Below are 17283 nucleotides of genomic sequence, written 5' to 3' on the forward strand. Positions count from 1 at the left end.
AAGAACCCCAACCCCCTCCCCGCAAGCGAGGAGGGGGCTTTGAAAAGGGATTTTATGATGTGGGTGGCTGTTCTGGGAACATACATTTATCTGAGTCACAACCGCTAGGGCCTGCTTCTGATAATTCTCCTAAATCGTAACGACTTAGGACTCCACAGAAATCATCTGTTCTGCGTCTAGCTTTGACTTCTTTAGATAAGCGTTCGTAAGTGGCTTTGTCTATGGGTTCAAAGGGGAGACGGGGGAAGGATTGCAAGTCGTCAAATCGGGCTAACAACGCAGCAGAAATATATCCTTCATCATTTTGGATAGCTTCATAGATGCGTGTTCCCAATAGTTCAACTTCCTCAGAACGGAGTTCTAGGGTGGCTGAGGTGTTATGGGTGACGTAATGGCTCTGGACTTGCATCACAAAGTCTAATTGCGCCAAAACGGAAAACTGAGATACATCAATAACATCAGCACCGGGTAAGTCAGCCCAAGATACAGCGACGGGGATTTCGACTAACCATTCTGTACACCGAGGATCAAAAGGATCGTTGAGGAGGTTGCCGTTTTCGTCTTTGTCTGATTGGGAGGGGATGACGTTGTAACCGTAGTCTATACAAGCTAGGGCTACAGGGTCATTTTTACGGAAGGTAATGCGACGGATGAATCTTTGGGCTTTGGGGGGATGCCAACCGGGAGAAGCGCCTGTTAAGAGGGATTTGGTATTGTGAGATTTCAGCGCTCCTTGCCAGTACCAAGAATCGTCATCATTTACACCTGCCACTGCAAAGTCATAGCTGTAATCAGGTATGGTTTCAAATTCAATAGCAGCCACTCGATAGGGACTAAAGGCAAATTGACGTTTTGGTGCAAATAAAGGACGTAAACTACACTTACGACTATGGATATTGAGATAAGCCAGTGATTCTGGTTGAGACAACATTCGGCTTAAGGATAAACCCCACATATTTTTAGTTTTCTGTAGGTTCTCTCCCTGGGTGTTATGGAAAATTGAGAAGCAGAGTCCGACGGCTTCACCTACTTGTTGCAAGTTGCGGATGAATGCTTCACTAGCGGAGTCAATTGATAATGATCCTTTCTCACGGACACAGCCATCTGTATCAATGAGACCACAGAAAAATGACAGGATTGTTTCTCGTGATGAACGACGGATTGCTTGGGGAATCCGGTCAAGATCAATACTATGAGATTTGTCTAGTTGATTGAGTTTCAGCCAATCAAACAGTTGTTTGCAAGCAAAAGTTAGTTCTCCTCGTGAGTTGTCATTGCGAGGATCGTAACTAACAGTTCCAGTTAGTCCAAACCATTTGGAGGAAATGGTTTGTAGTCGTTCTACTAGATCAAATTCTTGAGCATTAAAGGCAAAACGAATCCGATATTTGTTTTCACTGAAAGCACCGTCTCCAAACAAGCAACCCAAAAAGTAGCCAATTTCCGGGTTAAGGGTGGTGGGAGTAACAATATCTTTGACTAAGACACCTCGGCTATGTCCTTCTGTTTCTTGACGGTAATCACGAGTGTATGGTCGCGGGTTAATACTCAAAAGTAGAGCATCTTCTTGTTTGCTGTATTCTCCAAGAGAATAGGTGATTTCCATTCCGATGGTTAGTTGGTCAGCACGTACCCAAGCATTATCTACGTTGAGACGATGGTTAGGAGTCATGCGTAAGACTCGACCATTATTTAAGGTGATGCGGACTAGGTTTAGAGGCTGATTGGCGATCGCTTTATCTGCTGCTATCCCTTGACGAACACTCAGGTCTAATCCTTCTGTTTCGCCACTGCCGGCATCTATAATTTCATCAGCGTAAAGTAACCCTTGATCAAATATCCGTAAGGCTGTGCGATCTAGACAACCGGCTGGCTGAACTGTGGTACAACGGTTGGGACGTTTGATATTGTGGCGATCGCAATATTCCCACACTACTTTATGGACGACATCTTTCCAGAAGTTGAGATATTTTTGCTCACCACGTTTAAAAATCAGTCCTTCAGGAGTTTCGGGTCTTCCTGCTTCCCACCAGCGTAACCAATCTGTACCAAAAGCATGAACAAAGAAATCAAATAAACCAGTGAAGGATACACCGACAATGGGATCTAATTCCCGGCTGTATTGATAGCGGGGTTCGAGAAATTGGTGATTTAACAGGGCGACGACAGAAAGCGCCCCAGCGGTAAATGCTTCTTCTTGTTCTTTATAGTTGTCGGGGTCAAGTTGGTTTAAGTGTACCTCAGCCAAATTACAGTGGAAGTTAGCACCAATAATCTCCAGTTTTGTTATCCTAGAGGCTTTTTATCCTCTAGTTCTACAGGTTCTATATTCCCTGTAGCTCCGCGTACCTTTTGTACGTATGACTGTAAATGATAGAGAAATTCTTTTCGACTACAGGGTTTTCCCACAACAATTTGGCAGATAGTTCTAATGTCCAAAATGTTATGTTCCTTTTGAATTGAATCCCACAAAGGCTGAAAGAAGCTTTTGAGCTTGTTTAGTTTTAAAGAGAATAGTTGATCCGAATTGTCTAATGCGAAAGAATAGGCCAATGCTTGGACACCTGAATTTGTGAATGAAGTTTTGCCATGCTGTGCTTGGATTGAACAATGCTTTGAGCAAAAACGCCTTTGAGATGCCTTATGTTGTATCACCTCAAAGTTTTGTTGGCATAATTCACAAATTAAAGTATATCTAGGAGCTATAAGTCCTGTTTTCTGTCCTTTTCGAGATTGGTGATAAGCTTTTCGCTTTGGACTATTGAGAAACTTTTCCTTAAATTCAGGATCTGCAAATCTAGCTTTTGCCTTAGCACTAATTTTATCTTTGGTTTCCTCAGTTTGAGTAACACCATACATTGGGTTTTTACTCCCAAAGCTATTCATGCCTCTGACTTTAGCAAATGATTTCCATTCCTGTTTCAAGTGTTCAAATACAAAAGGAGTGGGCTTGATAAGTTGTCTTAAGTCTTTTTCTTGCAGAATGGTAACTTTTACATTGTACTCAGACTGAAAAAGCTGAACTTTTGGCAGGTCATACGTAAAGTTGAAAGCACCCTTGATTTCAACATATTCACCTGTCTCCAAGAGGAAATCAGGTTTATACCTGACTCCATTGGAGAGTGTATAAGTTTTGTGTTCGTATGTCCAACCAATGTTCATATAGTCCAAGTATCTTGCGTAAATGTATTCAAGACTAGACCGGAGACAATGCTCACCGTAAAAACCCGAGTAGCCATAAAAATTACTTGTCATACGTACCCCCACACTCTTGGAGATTTATATTCTAGAAAACAATTTTCATTGCAATCTAGTTTCACTCTCTACGCTGTACGGTGTCAACAGCTTTTTAGTTCCATTGATTACCACGGGATTAGCTTCTCAGCTTTCCCCGTATTTGCGGGGTTTTTTACGTGAGGCAAGTATTACAAAATACCACACGGATTTAAGCCAAATCTACCTGTTCTATGTTCTAGCTCATCAGCATCAATTTCAGGATGGTATTCTTGTATCCATTCTTTGGCTTTTCCTTGCTCGTAAGCCTGCAAAAAGTCTTTTTTGATTTCTGGTGTATTTAATAAATCAGCATTAGCTCTAGCGACAGCTTCACCTGCCCATTGAATTGCCCCTTCACCACTGTAATATTGTTTACGTACAGCAGCAATGGACTCTTCTAGGGTTGGTTTGCGGTGAAAGACTCTGGTATGGTTGGCCATTCGCAAAGAATCGCGTTCTGGATCTATGCGCCAGTTTCCTTCTGTGTCTTGTTGCCAGAGGTTATCTTTGGCAGTTGCGCCTTGTTCATCTTCGGAAACGAATTGTCTCATGCCCGCGCTTCTACGGATATTGCCAGCAACAATTGTTACAGCGGCTTCATCAATTAATAAACAGCATTCAACTGAATTTAATTGTCTGCCTATTGCCTTATTGAGAATAGAGGCGCAACGCTGATACAATCCAGGCAACTTCACAGGGTTAGCCATGCCGCCAAAACCTTTGAGGGTTTCCCCAGATTGGCGGACATCGCTAATATCAACAATTACCTGAACGTCACCTGTGAAGCGTTCATCGGTAGAAAGTTCTAACAGGGTTTGATAGGATTTTACCCAACCTTCCCGGCTGTCTCCAACGTGGATAATAGCGGTGTTTGCTTCTATATGGGTTTGTGTAAATTCACGACGCTGTTCTTTAGGAGTGCTGCCAATTTCACCTTTGATGGTGATAGTTAGGCGATTACGGATAGGGGGAAGTTGATTAATATACTGTGGTTCAATGATAGCACCTGTACCGCAGCCCATCATGGCTAGATCCATCATCAATCCAAAAGCACTCCAGTCTACAAGGTTGGTAGAGGTGCAGTTATAAGCACCGGAGAAGTTTTTGGGTTTGGTTAACCAATCTGTACCCCCAACCCACATCCAGCGCCCACTGGGGAGGGATTTCATGTTTCGCTGCATCTTGTCTAAAATGGCAGCTTCTTCACGGGTGAGTTTTCCCAGTTCTACTAAACCGCGTAAAGTGCGATCGCACACCTGCTCCCATGTTTCCCTTAAACCTGCCTCTGTCCGACGGCTGTAGGTTCTAAAAAACACTGGATTGGCTGCTGGGGCTGATTCTGGAAAAGTTGCACCCTGACGTTGACGTTCAAGTTCTCGAACCATGATAAAGTATGATTGCTTGTGGACAAACTATGACTATACGCCAAGTAGATTTAGGATTAAAGATTGAAAAATTTACCACTTTGCGCTATAGCTTAGTTTGTGTCAATTATAACTATATTTTTGTTTTTTGTTTAAGTATAAAAACCTGACAGTGCATTATCAAGGTAATAGAATCTCAAGATTTTACCTCTAAGTTTTCGCGGAATGGGCCATCTGTGTAATAGTGCTGTTTGTGTAATTTTTACGTTGATAATCAGATATTGTAAAATACCACACATCGAACCAATGCAATAATCAGTTATGATATTAGAGATATGCGTATGCCCAGGCTAGTGGCATCTTCAATTGTAGATCAGTTATCCGTCAAGGTTTACGCTCTATAATTTTTGTTGTCTCTGAAATCAGACTTGCAAAGTGTCTGTTTTATGCCTGAACTATCGCCCCTTGTTGAAAATTACGTGATACATAATGACTATTTACGTTGGAAATCTCTCCTACCAAGCTACCGAAGCAGACCTAAAAAGCGTATTTGCTGATTATGGCGAAGTTAAAAGAGTTGTGTTACCTACAGACCGTGAAACCGGAAGACTGCGGGGCTTTGCCTTTGTTGACATGATGGACGATAGTCAAGAAGACAAAGCTGTTACAGAATTAGATGGTGCAGAATGGATGGGTCGTCAATTGAGAGTTAACAAAGCAAAACCACGAGAGGATAACCGAAGAGAGGATAACCGACGAGGTAGTTGGGGGTAAAAAAACCAGATTTTTAACTAAACAAGCAATTAGATAGTTAAAGTTTGCTAATCTAGGTTGGCTATGGATAATAGGTAACTGGTAAGATTATTTTATTACCTATTGCCTATTATTTCCTAAGTAATAATTTCCCTTAAATTCCGATACTGTACCTTATGAATCTGCAATAGGCTATACTAAGGACAGATATATAAAGAAATAATTAAGAGTCCTATTATCTATCGCGGTGATCATTCTCAAATTAGAGCCAGGGATCACAATGGAATGAAAGTGATTCTGAAAAAGTTGTCAGATTGGTTCATTCGCAAGTCTGATATTTAGGCAATCACGAACTGTATTCTGTGGTAAAGCTGTAGGATAAACAACAATGCTCGCCATTGCGTCAGCTAATATTACAGTCTGTAAGTGCGACTAGCCAAAGTTACTAAAAACTTATTGAGTATGGATATTGCCAGAGACTTGTTTTGATGATAGGGTAGGTTGAGTTTCAGTTTTCAAGAAAAAACCCCCAGTGGATGTTAGCCAGCTAGGGGAGTTTAGTTATCAGGGTGCATCTACCAACTAAATGTTCTCAAGTGCATAACGATATTCCGGATAAATTTATATTTAACAAGTTTGTTTTGAGTTCAGGGGTCAACTAACCAGAGGTTTTTGACAACGGTAGGAAAAGAAAAAACCCCCAGAGGTGTTAGCCAGCTAGGGGAAGTTAGTTATCAGGGTGCATCTACTTGTTAATTGTTCTAGGTTTCTATGTGATGCTCCGGAAAAAAAATGGGTATAGGGCAATAATTGTGTGGTGCTAATTACAGACAAGAAAAAACCCCCAGAGGTGTTAGCCAGCTAGGGGAAGTTAGTTATCAGGGTGCATCTACTTGTTAATTGTTCTAGGTTTCTATGTGATGCTCCGGAAAAAAAATGGGTATAGGGCAATAATTGTGTGGTGCTAATTACAGACAAGAAAAAACCCCCAGAGGTGTTAGCCAGCTAGGGGAAGTTAGTTATCAGGGTGCATCTACTTGTTAACTGTTCATTGTTTTTAACTTATGCTCCGGAAAAAATTACCCAAAAATTGCTGTTTGTCACATACCGAAAAAATTCCTGTGGCTGGTGGTTGGGTAGGGGAGTTGGTTGTTGGGATCTTATCTACTTAATAGTTTATCTACAAATGCTTAGAAACGTTCTTGTCACCCAGGAACGTTTTTTATTTACCAAAATGAAAAAAGAAAACCCCTAGTGAATTTTGGTCAACTAGGGGGATTGAAGATCAAGGTGCATCTACCAATAAACAGTTCTTTCCGGGGATCAAGCAATCCGGATAAAGTCATGGCAGCCCAATAGGTATAAAACCTTTGTTAAACACATCTGAAACATTAGCATGGCAAAATACATCTAAGGTATTGGCAGGGTTAGTCACTTATGACATTATTCTCAAAGGCAATACTGCTAATTGTTCTATATTTCTTTCTGTGGGGTGAACGGGATCATGTTTGCCGATGCCAGAACAGTTAATGTTTAGGGCATATAATTACAATGGATAGAGATTTAAATGTGGGTTATAACCTACTGAATGTACGAAAGGAATTTGTACGGTTGGCTGATCCGAAAGTTACGCACGTGGACAAGAAGTAGTATTCTACCTTGGTGGAGGCGGGAAATAAACAGCAATGTATGGCTTGCGCCACGTTGTGCTATCAGCATTGTCTAAGTTTTATGGAGCAGAAATTGTGACCCAGGAATTTCACCTTTCCGCAACGCCGGTGGGGAAAAATGACTATCTGGTGAGGACGGAACAAGTTGCGCCTGGGGTGCCGGTGGCAGAAGAACTGGTGCATTGGCCTGTGGCTGAGTGGTTGGCTGCGGCTGGGGATTTAATGGATGATCCTTTGCAGTCGGTGTTGCAGGGGAATATGGTAGCCAGAAACTCTGTTAACTTGGTGGCCTTGGGACAAGATTTGTATAATGCGTTGTTTCAGGGAACGCTGCGAGATAGTTGGATTACTGCCCAAGGTATTGCCCAAAATCACCAACAGGTGCTGCGGCTAAGATTGGGACTGAAGGATACGCGGTTGGCGCGGTTGCCGTGGGAAATTATGCACGCGGGCGATCGCCCTTTAGCTACTGGGCCTTATATTACCTTTGCCCGTTACCAAAGTGGGATTGTCCCACCATCGCGTTTACCAACTCATCATCTGCCCACGTCGCCGGAAGCACGGGGGATCAGAGTGTTAATGGTCATTTCTGCACCTACTGATTTAGTCCGGCTGGATTTACTCAAACAAGAAGCTATTAATCTCAAGGCAGAACTGCACCGGCAAACATTAAAAGTGGCTGATGGTAATCATCATCTGCCAGAAATTGAATTGACTGTTTTAGATCAACCGGGACGGGAAGAACTTACCCAAGCTTTAGAACAGGGACATTACCATATCCTCCATTATTCTGGTCATAGCAATGTGGGTGGCAATGGTGGACAAATTTATTTAGTGAGTAAAAAAACTGGTTTAACAGAAACTCTCAGTGGGGATGATTTAGCTGGGCTGCTGGTAAATAATAATATTCAAATGGCAGTGTTTAATTCCTGTTTGGGGGCATATCGGGCGAGGTCTGAGGTGGCTGAAGATTCAGGCGAACGGAACTTAACTGAAAGTTTGGTCAAACGAGGCATTAGAAGTATTTTGGCGATGTCAGAGCGCATCCCTGATGAGGTGGCGTTGACGCTGACGCAGTTGTTTTACCACAATTTGGGTCAGGGCTATGCTTTAGATTTATGTGTAAGTCGAGTCCGTCAAGGTTTAATTTCTGCCTATGGTTCTCAACAGATGTACTGGGCTTTGCCGATTTTGTATCTTCAGCGAGAATTTGATGGCTGTTTGACACCACAAGTTAATTTATCTGGCTATTCTGAGTTGCTGAAGGAATATCAGCCGCCTAAGCCGACCAATAGTTATAATTATGCTGCTGTAGCCAGTAATATTGAGAGTATGATGGCTATAGATGATATTCTTAATCCTAATTTTGGGCAGGAAACGACGGAGGTAGACTGGCTAGGGGAGGATACTTGGGGTGATCTGGTAGATGAAATTGAGTATGATGACCCTAGTTATAATGAGGACTCAGCAATAGTTTCCGATTTGTTTCGTCAGCTTGGCAAGCCGGTGACTAAGGCTGAAGAACCAAGTATGAAGGCGGAATTAATCGAGGAGAATCATCATTATCAGTCGGAAATGCAGGTTGCCCCCCCGAAACAAAATTTAGATTGGGGAAATGTCCCGACTCAGATTACCCCAACTCCTGTGAATTTTGAGCAGCGTGAGGTAAATCCTCAGTTATCACCATCACCTGTAACTCCCAAGGGTAATCGCTTTCACCGGACAAAATCACCATTGTTGTATGGTTTGCTAGGCGCAGGTGTAATTACTATTATGGTTGGGATTGGTTGGTGGTGGCATCAACGACAAGCACAGAAGTCTTCTGATGTTCCACCCATTCCTGGAGAAAATTTCACAAGTAATCAGTATCCACGCATTAATTTAGCTAGTTCATCTACGGGAATTGTTACGGCTACGGCTACGGCACAGTTGAGTCAAGGTAATTTAAAGTCTGGGTTGGATGCTGTTAATGAGTTACTGAATCGTGGGGCCTTTGCGGCTGCGGAAACGGCTTTAAATTTGATTCCTGTTGAGGATGCGGAAAATCCATCTGTGAACTTTTTTCGGGGACGTTTAGCTTGGCAGTCAGTGCAAACGAACAATAATAAGTATAGTATTGATGATGCCCGTCGTTATTGGGCTAGGGCTGTACAGAATCAGCCAGATTCTCTTTTGTATAATAATTCTTTGGGATTTGCCTATTATGCGGAGAATAATCTCAATTATGCTAATGATGCTTGGTTTAAGTCTCTGAGTTTAGCTTTAAAACCTCAACAGAATCAAGGTTCAGGTCCGGTGAAATATCCCCAAATAGCGGGAGAAACGGAGGCTTTGACGGCTTATGCTGGGTTAGCGTTGGGTTTATATAAATCAGCTAAGAATCAACCTGCTGATAAAGGCCAGCAATATTTACAGGAAGCGATTAAACTGCGACAGATGGTGATTCAAAATGCACCAGCAGACTTTACTATTGAGAGGTTATCACAAAATTGGCTATGGACGGAACAGGCGATCGCTGATTGGCAGGGTCTGGGACAGGCAAAATGATCACTTTTGCCAAAAAATAGTCCATAATGGGAAATGTGAAAAAAGTGTGAAATCCCATCCATCAGGCTGAAATTAAATAACTATGGCTATATTCACAGCGTGAGACAATGAATCTGCTTAGATATATAAACGACGTTATTAGAAGTCAGGAATCAAAAAAATGAAAAAAGTAGAAGCCATTATTCGTCCATTTAAGTTGGATGAAGTGAAAATAGCCTTGGTTAATGCGGGCATCGTCGGGATGACAGTTTCTGAAGTTCGGGGTTTCGGACGGCAAAAAGGGCAAACTGAACGCTATCGGGGTTCGGAATATACTGTGGAGTTTCTCCAAAAACTGAAAGTGGAAATTGTGGTTGAAGATGCCCAAGTTGATATGGTTGTGGATAAAATTATCGCTGCTGCCCGTACTGGTGAAATTGGCGATGGTAAGATTTTTATCTCCCCTGTTGAACAAATTGTGAGAATTAGAACAGGAGAAAAGAATACTGAAGCTGTGTAAGTAGTCAGTATTTGATACTGTTTATCTAAAAAATAGGCGTTGCTGATTTTGTAAATGTGAAAACAGGAAATCAGCAACGCTGTTTATTAAGTATAAGGTTGGCGATTTATCTCAGTAGGTGAACAGACAAAACAGAACTATGTAACAAAAAATAAATTTTAAGCACAATCAAATTCAGTAGTTAGTTTAAATTAGTATTATGGCGGTATGCACTTGGATGAGATACAGTGATTAAATTGCAAAACCTGTAGGGGCGGGGTTTCCTCAGCCTCGATTGTATTGTATCTGAAGGATAACCGCTATAGTTTTGGAATACAAGCTTAAGGACAAGCAATTTCAACACATCGCAATTAATGATGAAAAAAAGTGACTTGAATTTTCCTCAATATAAAATCTATCATTGGTTAAAGAATTTACCGAATCAACTGACATTACTCCCATCTCAAGTTGTCAGTGTAAGTGTATTTTTAACGTTATGTTTATTTGTTCCCCAAATTTGGATATCTTGGCACGCATATCTAAATTTTAATAATATTATTAAACATGAGTTAAAACTTCAAAATTTGAGTGATAGAATTACTTATTTAGATGAAGTGTTAACCATGTCAGCAAGAATGAATGCTGCTACAGGTAATTCTCTTTGGGAACGACGTTATAAATCATTTGAACCACAGTTAGATGCGGTAATTAAGGAATCTATTAAACTAGCACCTCAAGCTTATGCCTCTGAAGCTGCTAAGGAGACTGACATTGCTAATCAGAATTTAGTGGCAATGGAATATGAATCATTTAATTTAGTTCAAAGGGGTAAAAACCAATTGGCACAAAAACTTTTAGCTAGTCGCCAATATGAACTTCAAAAACAAAAATATGCTGCTGGTGTTGCTAGTCGCAATCAAGAAATTTTTCAACAACTTCAGGTTAAAATTAATGAATATCGGCAAGGATTATTTTGGTCAATCTTTGTTTCTGCGGTGAGTTTATTCATGCTGATGATAGCGTGGATGTTTGTATTGCAATTATTACAAGGATATGTAAAAGGCAGAAAAATTGCCCAAGATGCCTTAGAGAAAAGTAATCAAAATTTAGAAAATTCAGTAGAAAAACGAACACAGGAATTGCAGGAAAAAAATAGCGAATTGCAACAAACTCTCCAAGAATTACAACAAACGCAATTACAATTAATTCAAACAGAAAAAATGTCTTCCTTGGGGCAAATGATAGCGGGGATTGCCCATGAAATTAATAATCCTGTTAATTTTATCTACGGAAATATAATTCATAGTCAGCAATATAGCCAAGAATTATTTACATTAGTAGAATTATATCAGCAACATTATCCTGACCCTCCGCAGATTATAGCGGAAGAACTTGAGGCGATAGATGTGGATTTCTTAAAGGAAGATTTCACTAAATTGCTGCAATCTATGCAGATTGGTGCAGAGAGAATTAAGGCAATTATTCAATCTCTTCGTAATTTTTCTCGTTTGGATGAAGCGGAAATCAAAGAAGTTGATATTCACGAAGGTATTGATGGGACATTGATGATTTTGTCTCATCGCTTCAAAGAAACAAATAATAACGCTAAAATTACTTTAATCAAAGAGTACGGTTCTCTACCTTTAGTGAATTGTTATCCTAGTCAGCTTAATCAAGTTTTTATGAATATTCTGGCTAATGCTATTGATGCTGTGAGCGATCGCCATTTACATTATACAATAGATGAAATGAAAAATAACCCCAATCAGATATGGGTTAGAACTGAAGTTACAGATGAAAATTGGATATTAGTTCGGATTATTGATAATGGTCTTGGCATTTCTGAAGAAATTAATTCTAAGCTGTTTGATCCGTTTTTTACCACCAAACCAGTAGGTAAAGGTACAGGACTGGGGTTATCAATTAGTTACAAAATTATAGTGGATAAACATCATGGCAGGTTGTCTTGCAAGTCCACACCTAACCAAGGTACAGAATTTACGATTGAAATCCCTATTAATCAATCATTGTAAAGTTTACCATAACCTAATTGCCAATTATTTATTTGCTTTAAGTCATTCATTTTGCCTGCAAAGATATATTTAAGTGCAGTGCGTGTTTGTAAATATCCTCTGACTAAATAATGGTCTGGTTTAAGGTTAATGTCATCTATGGCTTGAGTAAATTTAATTGCAATTCCACAAAAGGTTTTATTAACTGGTAAGTTAACTTTCATAAACTCGTCATATACATAATTATTTGGCAGCATAAATACAGCATATACATGATGTTGACCCAACCAAGGACGGACTACTATTTTCTCAGGATGGATATAAGATTGTGTAATTTGGCTAACCATAAATCCCTCTTTTTCACAGGGTAAGTTTGGTAATTTATCTAAGCACTTCACAAAGCCAATGATGATCACTAAAGTCAAAGAAAATAAAAAATAAGGGAGTTGACGGTTTCGCACTGCTAGTATCAATAATTATTTATGGTTTTCATATTAATAGGATACCCAAAATAATAAAGTGTATTGCTACACAACTACTATTGCGGCTTATGATAATCAATATATCATTTAGTATCCGTAATTACTGCCATGAATAGGACTCTAGTTTGAATTACTGTGTTAAATTTTGCCAAAGGTCAGGCATAATACTGTTTATGTTTGCACTTCTTCGCTGAATATAACTAAATGAAAAGGATATTTTGGCAAAAAATTAGATTGTGGTGGTTATTTTTAATATCTTGCGGTCTTGTTTGGTCTATGATCATCCTATTACCAGTGTGGGCAAATTCTATTAATACCCTTCAACAACAACAGCAACAAGTTCAGCAACAACGTAAAAATGTGATTCAGGAACAGAATCGCTTAACTAACTTACAAACAGAGGCACAAAAACACCTTGGTGGTTTGAATCAAAATTTGCAAATTACTAATAATTATATCCAAGATAGTGAAATAAAATTACAACAAGCTAACCAAATTCTTCAGCAATTAGAAACTAATTTGTTTATTGCAGAACGTGATTATGAAAACCGCCAAATGTCTACAGTAGCCAGGTTACGGTTTCTGCAACGTTCCCCAACTTCTCAAGGGTGGGCGGTTTTATTACAAAGTCAAAATATTAGTGATTTTATCAGTCGTCGTTATCGCCTTAAATTAGTTTATCAGGCAGATCAAGGAATTTTAGCCAAATTATCTCAACAAGCAAATTTATTAATTAAACAAAGAACAGAAGTAGCAGGACAAAAAAATCAAATTGCTTTAATTAGAGAACAATTATTAGCCCAAAAAGCCGATTACCAAAATCAAGCACAATCACAAACGGAATTAGTCCAACGTTTAAATAATGATAGATTGGCACTAGAAGCCGCCCAAAATCAACTAGAACAAGATTCCCAAAATCTCACCATTTTAATTCAACAGAAAATAGCCGAACAAAAAGCCTTAGAAGCAGCCAGGGCGAAAACCGCGAGTAAAAATGTGATTATTCCCGGTACAGGTATCTTTGCACTTCCTAGTGATGCACCCACCAGTAGCCCCTTTGGTTGGCGTATACACCCAATTCTGGGTTATCGGCGGTTTCATGCCGGTTTAGACTTTGCCGCCGGCTATGGGAGTATAATTCGTGCCGCAGATTCAGGGACGGTGATTTTTGCCGGTTGGTATGGTGGTTATGGTAAAGCCGTGATTATTAGCCATAGTCAGGGGATAACCACCCTCTATGGACACACCAGCGAATTATATGTCAGTGAAGGACAAACTGTACAGAAAGGACAAGCGATCGCTGCTGTTGGTTCTACAGGCCTATCCACCGGACCCCACCTCCATTTTGAAGTCCGTCGTGATGGTACACCTGTTGATCCAGCAAATTACTTATAATTGAATTCTATTTAAATTCAAAAAGTATGTTATACTATCAAAAGTATAAGGGCGCGTGGCTCAGTGGATAGAGCAACAGGTTCCGGTCCTGTAGATCGGGGGTTCGAATCCCTCCGCGCTCACTTTTATTTTCTTTGGGATTTGAATTAGCCTTCCATGACAAAAACCATTGATTATTTCAACTTCATCATGGTGAATATATTATCTTTATACATAATTTTCCCTAATTCTGAAGCTATTTTATATACTTGGTCTTTCATTAACTAGCCCACCACTAGCGACCAAAGCTATAGCATTTTGTCAAAAACTACATCTAAAATTAATATGCGGAACCCGGGACTTGAACCCGGAAGCCCGTGAAGGCACTAGAACCTGAATCTAGCGCGTCTACCAATTCCGCCAGTTCCGCAGAAATCTAATCTTATTAACAGTTTATCATTATTGCCCGATTTTTTTTATTTGTCAAGATAAAGATTTGCCAGAATAGAGACAGAACAACTTTAAAATTTTGTTCACATCTAGCCAATCCCCATTTTTGCAATCAAGCCGGCATAGTGCATGATAGAATCTAACGACTTTATGGCATTTGACAACTTAGAGAAAACTCTTCTTTGCTTTTAGCTAGAGGATAATCAACTTAGAATCAAAACCAACATCAAACCTTTATAATTACGTACTTTTGGAGGTAGGCTTATTAATTCTTCTAGCAGCTTACCAGATGCCAAGTCTTCACTAGCAACAGACTCCTCAGTCTTGCAAATCAGTGGAGGGCATCCTTTGGGAGGTCATGTAAAAATTAGCGGAGCTAAAAATTCCGCCCTGGTAATCATGGCTGGAACATTCCTCTGTTCCGGTGATTGTCGCATTCGCAACGTTCCCTTATTAGCGGACGTAGAGCGGATGGGACAAGTCTTATCAGCTTTAGGATTACGTTTAAATAGAGATGGTGACATCTTAGATGTTGATGCACGGGAAATTACCACATCTAAAGCTCCCTATGAACTAGTTACCCAACTGCGAGCCAGTTTCTTTGCCATTGGTCCCATTTTAGCTCGGCTAGGAGTAGCACAAATGCCCTTACCGGGGGGTTGTGCCATTGGTGCTAGACCTGTAGATTTGCACGTCAGGGGACTGCAAGCAATGGGCGCAGAAGTGTTAATTGAACATGGTATTTGTAATGCTCATGTTCCTGGAAATAATGGCAGATTAACAGGAGCAAAAATCTACTTAGATACTCCCAGCGTCGGTGCGACAGAAACCTTGATGATGGCTGCTACCCTAGCAGATGGAGAAACCATCATTGACAACGCTGCCAGAGAGCCAGAAGTAGTTGATTTAGCTAACTTCTGTAACTCTATGGGAGCAAAAATTCAAGGGGCAGGAACAAGTACAATTACGATAGTTGGTGTACCTAAATTACACTCTACGGATTATACTATTATTCCTGATCGCATTGAAGCAGGAACATTGTTGATTGCTGGTGCAATTACTCGCTCTGAAATACTTCTATCCCCAGTTGTACCAGATCATTTAATCCCCGTTATTGCCAAGTTACAGGAGATTGGTGTATCAATTATCGAAGAAGGGAAAGATTGCTTACGGATTTTGCCAGCTAAAGCACTTAAAGCTATAAATATTGATACCTTGCCCCATCCGGGATTTCCTACGGATATGCAAGCACCTTTCATGGCTTTACTAACAGTGGCCGAAGGTGACAGTATCATTAACGAATCAGTCTTTGAAAATCGCTTGCGTCATGCTTCTGAGTTAAATCGTTTAGGCGCAGATATCCGGGTTAAAGGTAATACTGCTTTTGTTCGGGGAGTACCAGTATTATCGGGCGCACCAGTCATAGGCACGGATTTAAGAGCTTCCGCAGCTTTAGTGATAGCCGGATTAGCAGCGACGGGAACAACCACTGTTCAAGGACTACACCACTTAGATCGAGGCTATGATCGTCTTGATCTCAAATTGCAGCAATTAGGAGCAAAAATTCTGCGCGTCAATGAAGCATCTAAAGATGTAGATTTACTTGCAAATAACACTATTACTTCAGCCTCAGTTTCTATCTAGGATTTGAGAATTTTGTTTTTGTAAACTTAATGGCGATTATTTCTATCTCTTGATAATTTTCGCCATTAACTTTCTGAAAATCCAATTAATCTGTACAATTATTATTAAGTAAATTTCATAAAAACTAAACATGATTGGGGTAGCAGTTGTTGGTACAGGATTTGGTCAAAAAGTTCATATTCCGGCATTTCAAGCGCATCATAATACTCAGATTGTCGCCGTTTATCATCGAGATATCAATAAAGCCAAAACCATTGCGGAAACTCATAATATTTCCTATGCAAGCAACAATCTAGCAGAAATTCTAGCTTTACCTACAGTTGAAGCTGTTAGTATTTCCACACCGCCATTTTTACACTATGAAATGGCTAAACAGGTTTTGCAAGCTGGTAAACATCTTTTGTTAGAAAAACCCGTTACTTTAAATGTCACTGAAGCTAAAGAATTATATCAGTTAGCAACGAATCAAGGTGTAATTGCCACTGTAGATTTTGAATTTCGCTTTGTTCCAGAATGGCAATTTTTCGCTCAACTTCTGGCTGAGAATTATGTAGGAAAAATCCGATTAATTAAAATTGATTGGTTGGGTTCTTCTCGCGCTGATACTTCTCGTCCTTGGAATTGGTATTCTAGTCAAGAAAAAGGTGGAGGTGCTTTAGGTTCTTTAGGTTCTCATGCTTTTGATTATATTAACTGGTTATTCGGTTCAGTTCACAAATTAAACGCTCATTTAATAACGGCTATTTCGGAAAGAGTTAACCCCGCAACTGGAGAATTACAAACAGTTGATACTGATGATACTTGTTTATTATCTCTAGAATTAGCAAATGGTACACCTTGCCAAGTTTCTATTAGTGCGGTTGTTCATGCAGCAAGAACTCATTGGATAGAAGTGTATGGAGATAAGGGAACTTTGGTTTTAGGTAGCAAGAATCAAAAAGACTATATTCATGGTTTTCAAATTTGGGGTTCTCAACCGGGTGAACCTTTAAAAGAAATAGCAGTTCCCCAGCAATTTCTCTTTCCTCAACATTATAATGATGGAAGGATTTGTGCATTTCTGCGGGTTGTGGATGAATGGGTAAAAGGAATTACTAATCATCAACAAACTATACCTTCTTTGCGGGAAGGTGTTTATTCGCAATTGTTAATGGATTTATCCCATGAATCTCATGAAACAGCAAGTTGGGTAAATGTGCCAAATTTGGGAGAGTTTTTAGATTAGGTAAATGA

General features: G+C 40.0%; 10 protein-coding genes, 2 tRNA genes and 2 pseudogenes. 9 read left to right on the forward strand and 5 right to left on the reverse strand.

The features are described from left to right. Positions 1-52: 52 nt before the first annotated feature. The 3 genes and pseudogenes from FJR05_RS27155 to nrdJ all read right to left on the reverse strand — a co-directional run. Positions 53-2278, reverse strand: a pseudogene (locus FJR05_RS27155) (LAGLIDADG family homing endonuclease); the annotation flags it as partial. An 8-nt stretch (positions 2279-2286) separates the two neighbouring features. Then, a complete protein-coding gene (locus FJR05_RS05610; protein WP_168643211.1) occupies positions 2287-3162 on the reverse strand; it encodes an NUMOD3 domain-containing DNA-binding protein in 876 nt (291 codons plus the stop codon). A gap of 272 nt (positions 3163-3434) precedes the next feature. Then, positions 3435-4661: pseudogene (gene nrdJ / locus FJR05_RS05615) on the reverse strand (ribonucleoside-triphosphate reductase, adenosylcobalamin-dependent); the annotation flags it as partial. Between the two features lie 468 nt (positions 4662-5129). On the opposite strand from nrdJ, the gene FJR05_RS05620 reads away from it, so the two are divergent. The 5 genes from FJR05_RS05620 to FJR05_RS05635 all read left to right on the forward strand — a co-directional run bounded on the left by FJR05_RS05620 (position 5130) and on the right by FJR05_RS05635 (position 12121). Next, entirely contained in the window at positions 5130-5414 is a 285-nt protein-coding gene (locus tag FJR05_RS05620; RefSeq protein ID WP_168643212.1) for an RNA-binding protein, read from the forward strand. A 1349-nt stretch (positions 5415-6763) separates the two neighbouring features. Then, positions 6764-6889: a hypothetical protein gene (locus FJR05_RS27570; RefSeq protein ID WP_256376174.1), complete on the forward strand. Its 126-nt coding sequence runs from the start codon at positions 6764-6766 to the stop codon at positions 6887-6889. A 249-nt stretch (positions 6890-7138) separates the two neighbouring features. After that, positions 7139-9610, forward strand: coding sequence for a cell division protein HetF (gene hetF / locus FJR05_RS05625; RefSeq protein WP_168643244.1), 2472 nt, complete (start codon positions 7139-7141; stop codon positions 9608-9610). A 160-nt stretch (positions 9611-9770) separates the two neighbouring features. Beyond that, entirely contained in the window at positions 9771-10109 is a 339-nt protein-coding gene (locus FJR05_RS05630; protein WP_039201734.1) for a P-II family nitrogen regulator, read from the forward strand. A 353-nt stretch (positions 10110-10462) separates the two neighbouring features. Then, entirely contained in the window at positions 10463-12121 is a 1659-nt protein-coding gene (locus FJR05_RS05635; RefSeq protein ID WP_254446756.1) for a sensor histidine kinase, read from the forward strand. Here FJR05_RS05635 and FJR05_RS05640 read toward each other — a convergent pair. Then, positions 12109-12561, reverse strand: a complete 453-nt coding sequence (locus tag FJR05_RS05640) for a hypothetical protein (RefSeq protein ID WP_371416810.1) — start codon at positions 12559-12561, stop codon at positions 12109-12111. The two genes, FJR05_RS05635 and FJR05_RS05640, sit on opposite strands and share 13 nt — an antisense overlap. Positions 12562-12786: 225 nt before the next feature. On the opposite strand from FJR05_RS05640, the gene FJR05_RS05645 reads away from it, so the two are divergent. Beyond that, positions 12787-13977 carry a murein hydrolase activator EnvC gene (locus FJR05_RS05645; protein WP_168643214.1) on the forward strand — a complete coding sequence of 397 codons (1191 nt, stop codon included), beginning with the start codon at positions 12787-12789 and terminating at the stop codon, positions 13975-13977. 49 nt (positions 13978-14026) lie between these two features. After that, positions 14027-14099: transfer RNA gene (locus tag FJR05_RS05650), tRNA-Arg, on the forward strand. 203 nt (positions 14100-14302) lie between these two features. Here the strand turns inward: FJR05_RS05650 and FJR05_RS05655 are convergent. Next, a tRNA-Leu gene (locus FJR05_RS05655) sits at positions 14303-14386 on the reverse strand. Positions 14387-14670: 284 nt separating this feature from the next. On the opposite strand from FJR05_RS05655, the gene murA reads away from it, so the two are divergent. Continuing rightward, positions 14671-16050 carry a UDP-N-acetylglucosamine 1-carboxyvinyltransferase gene (gene murA, locus FJR05_RS05660; RefSeq protein WP_168643246.1) on the forward strand — a complete coding sequence of 460 codons (1380 nt, stop codon included), beginning with the start codon at positions 14671-14673 and terminating at the stop codon, positions 16048-16050. A gap of 130 nt (positions 16051-16180) precedes the next feature. Beyond that, positions 16181-17275: a Gfo/Idh/MocA family protein gene (locus FJR05_RS05665; RefSeq protein ID WP_168643215.1), complete on the forward strand. Its 1095-nt coding sequence runs from the start codon at positions 16181-16183 to the stop codon at positions 17273-17275. The last annotated feature ends 8 nt before the right edge of the window (positions 17276-17283 follow it).

Source organism: Dolichospermum sp. UHCC 0259 (assembly GCF_009711935.1).
Classification (GTDB): domain Bacteria; phylum Cyanobacteriota; class Cyanobacteriia; order Cyanobacteriales; family Nostocaceae; genus Dolichospermum.

Coding starts and splice junctions, on each gene's coding strand:
- FJR05_RS05610 (WP_168643211.1), bottom strand. CDS start 3,162: ATGAACATTGGTTGGACATACGAACACAAAACTTATACACTCTCCAAT.
- FJR05_RS05620 (WP_168643212.1), top strand. CDS start 5,130: ATGACTATTTACGTTGGAAATCTCTCCTACCAAGCTACCGAAGCAGAC.
- FJR05_RS05630 (WP_039201734.1), top strand. CDS start 9,771: ATGAAAAAAGTAGAAGCCATTATTCGTCCATTTAAGTTGGATGAAGTG.
- FJR05_RS05635 (WP_254446756.1), top strand. CDS start 10,463: ATGATGAAAAAAAGTGACTTGAATTTTCCTCAATATAAAATCTATCAT.
- FJR05_RS05645 (WP_168643214.1), top strand. CDS start 12,787: ATGAAAAGGATATTTTGGCAAAAAATTAGATTGTGGTGGTTATTTTTA.
- FJR05_RS05665 (WP_168643215.1), top strand. CDS start 16,181: ATGATTGGGGTAGCAGTTGTTGGTACAGGATTTGGTCAAAAAGTTCAT.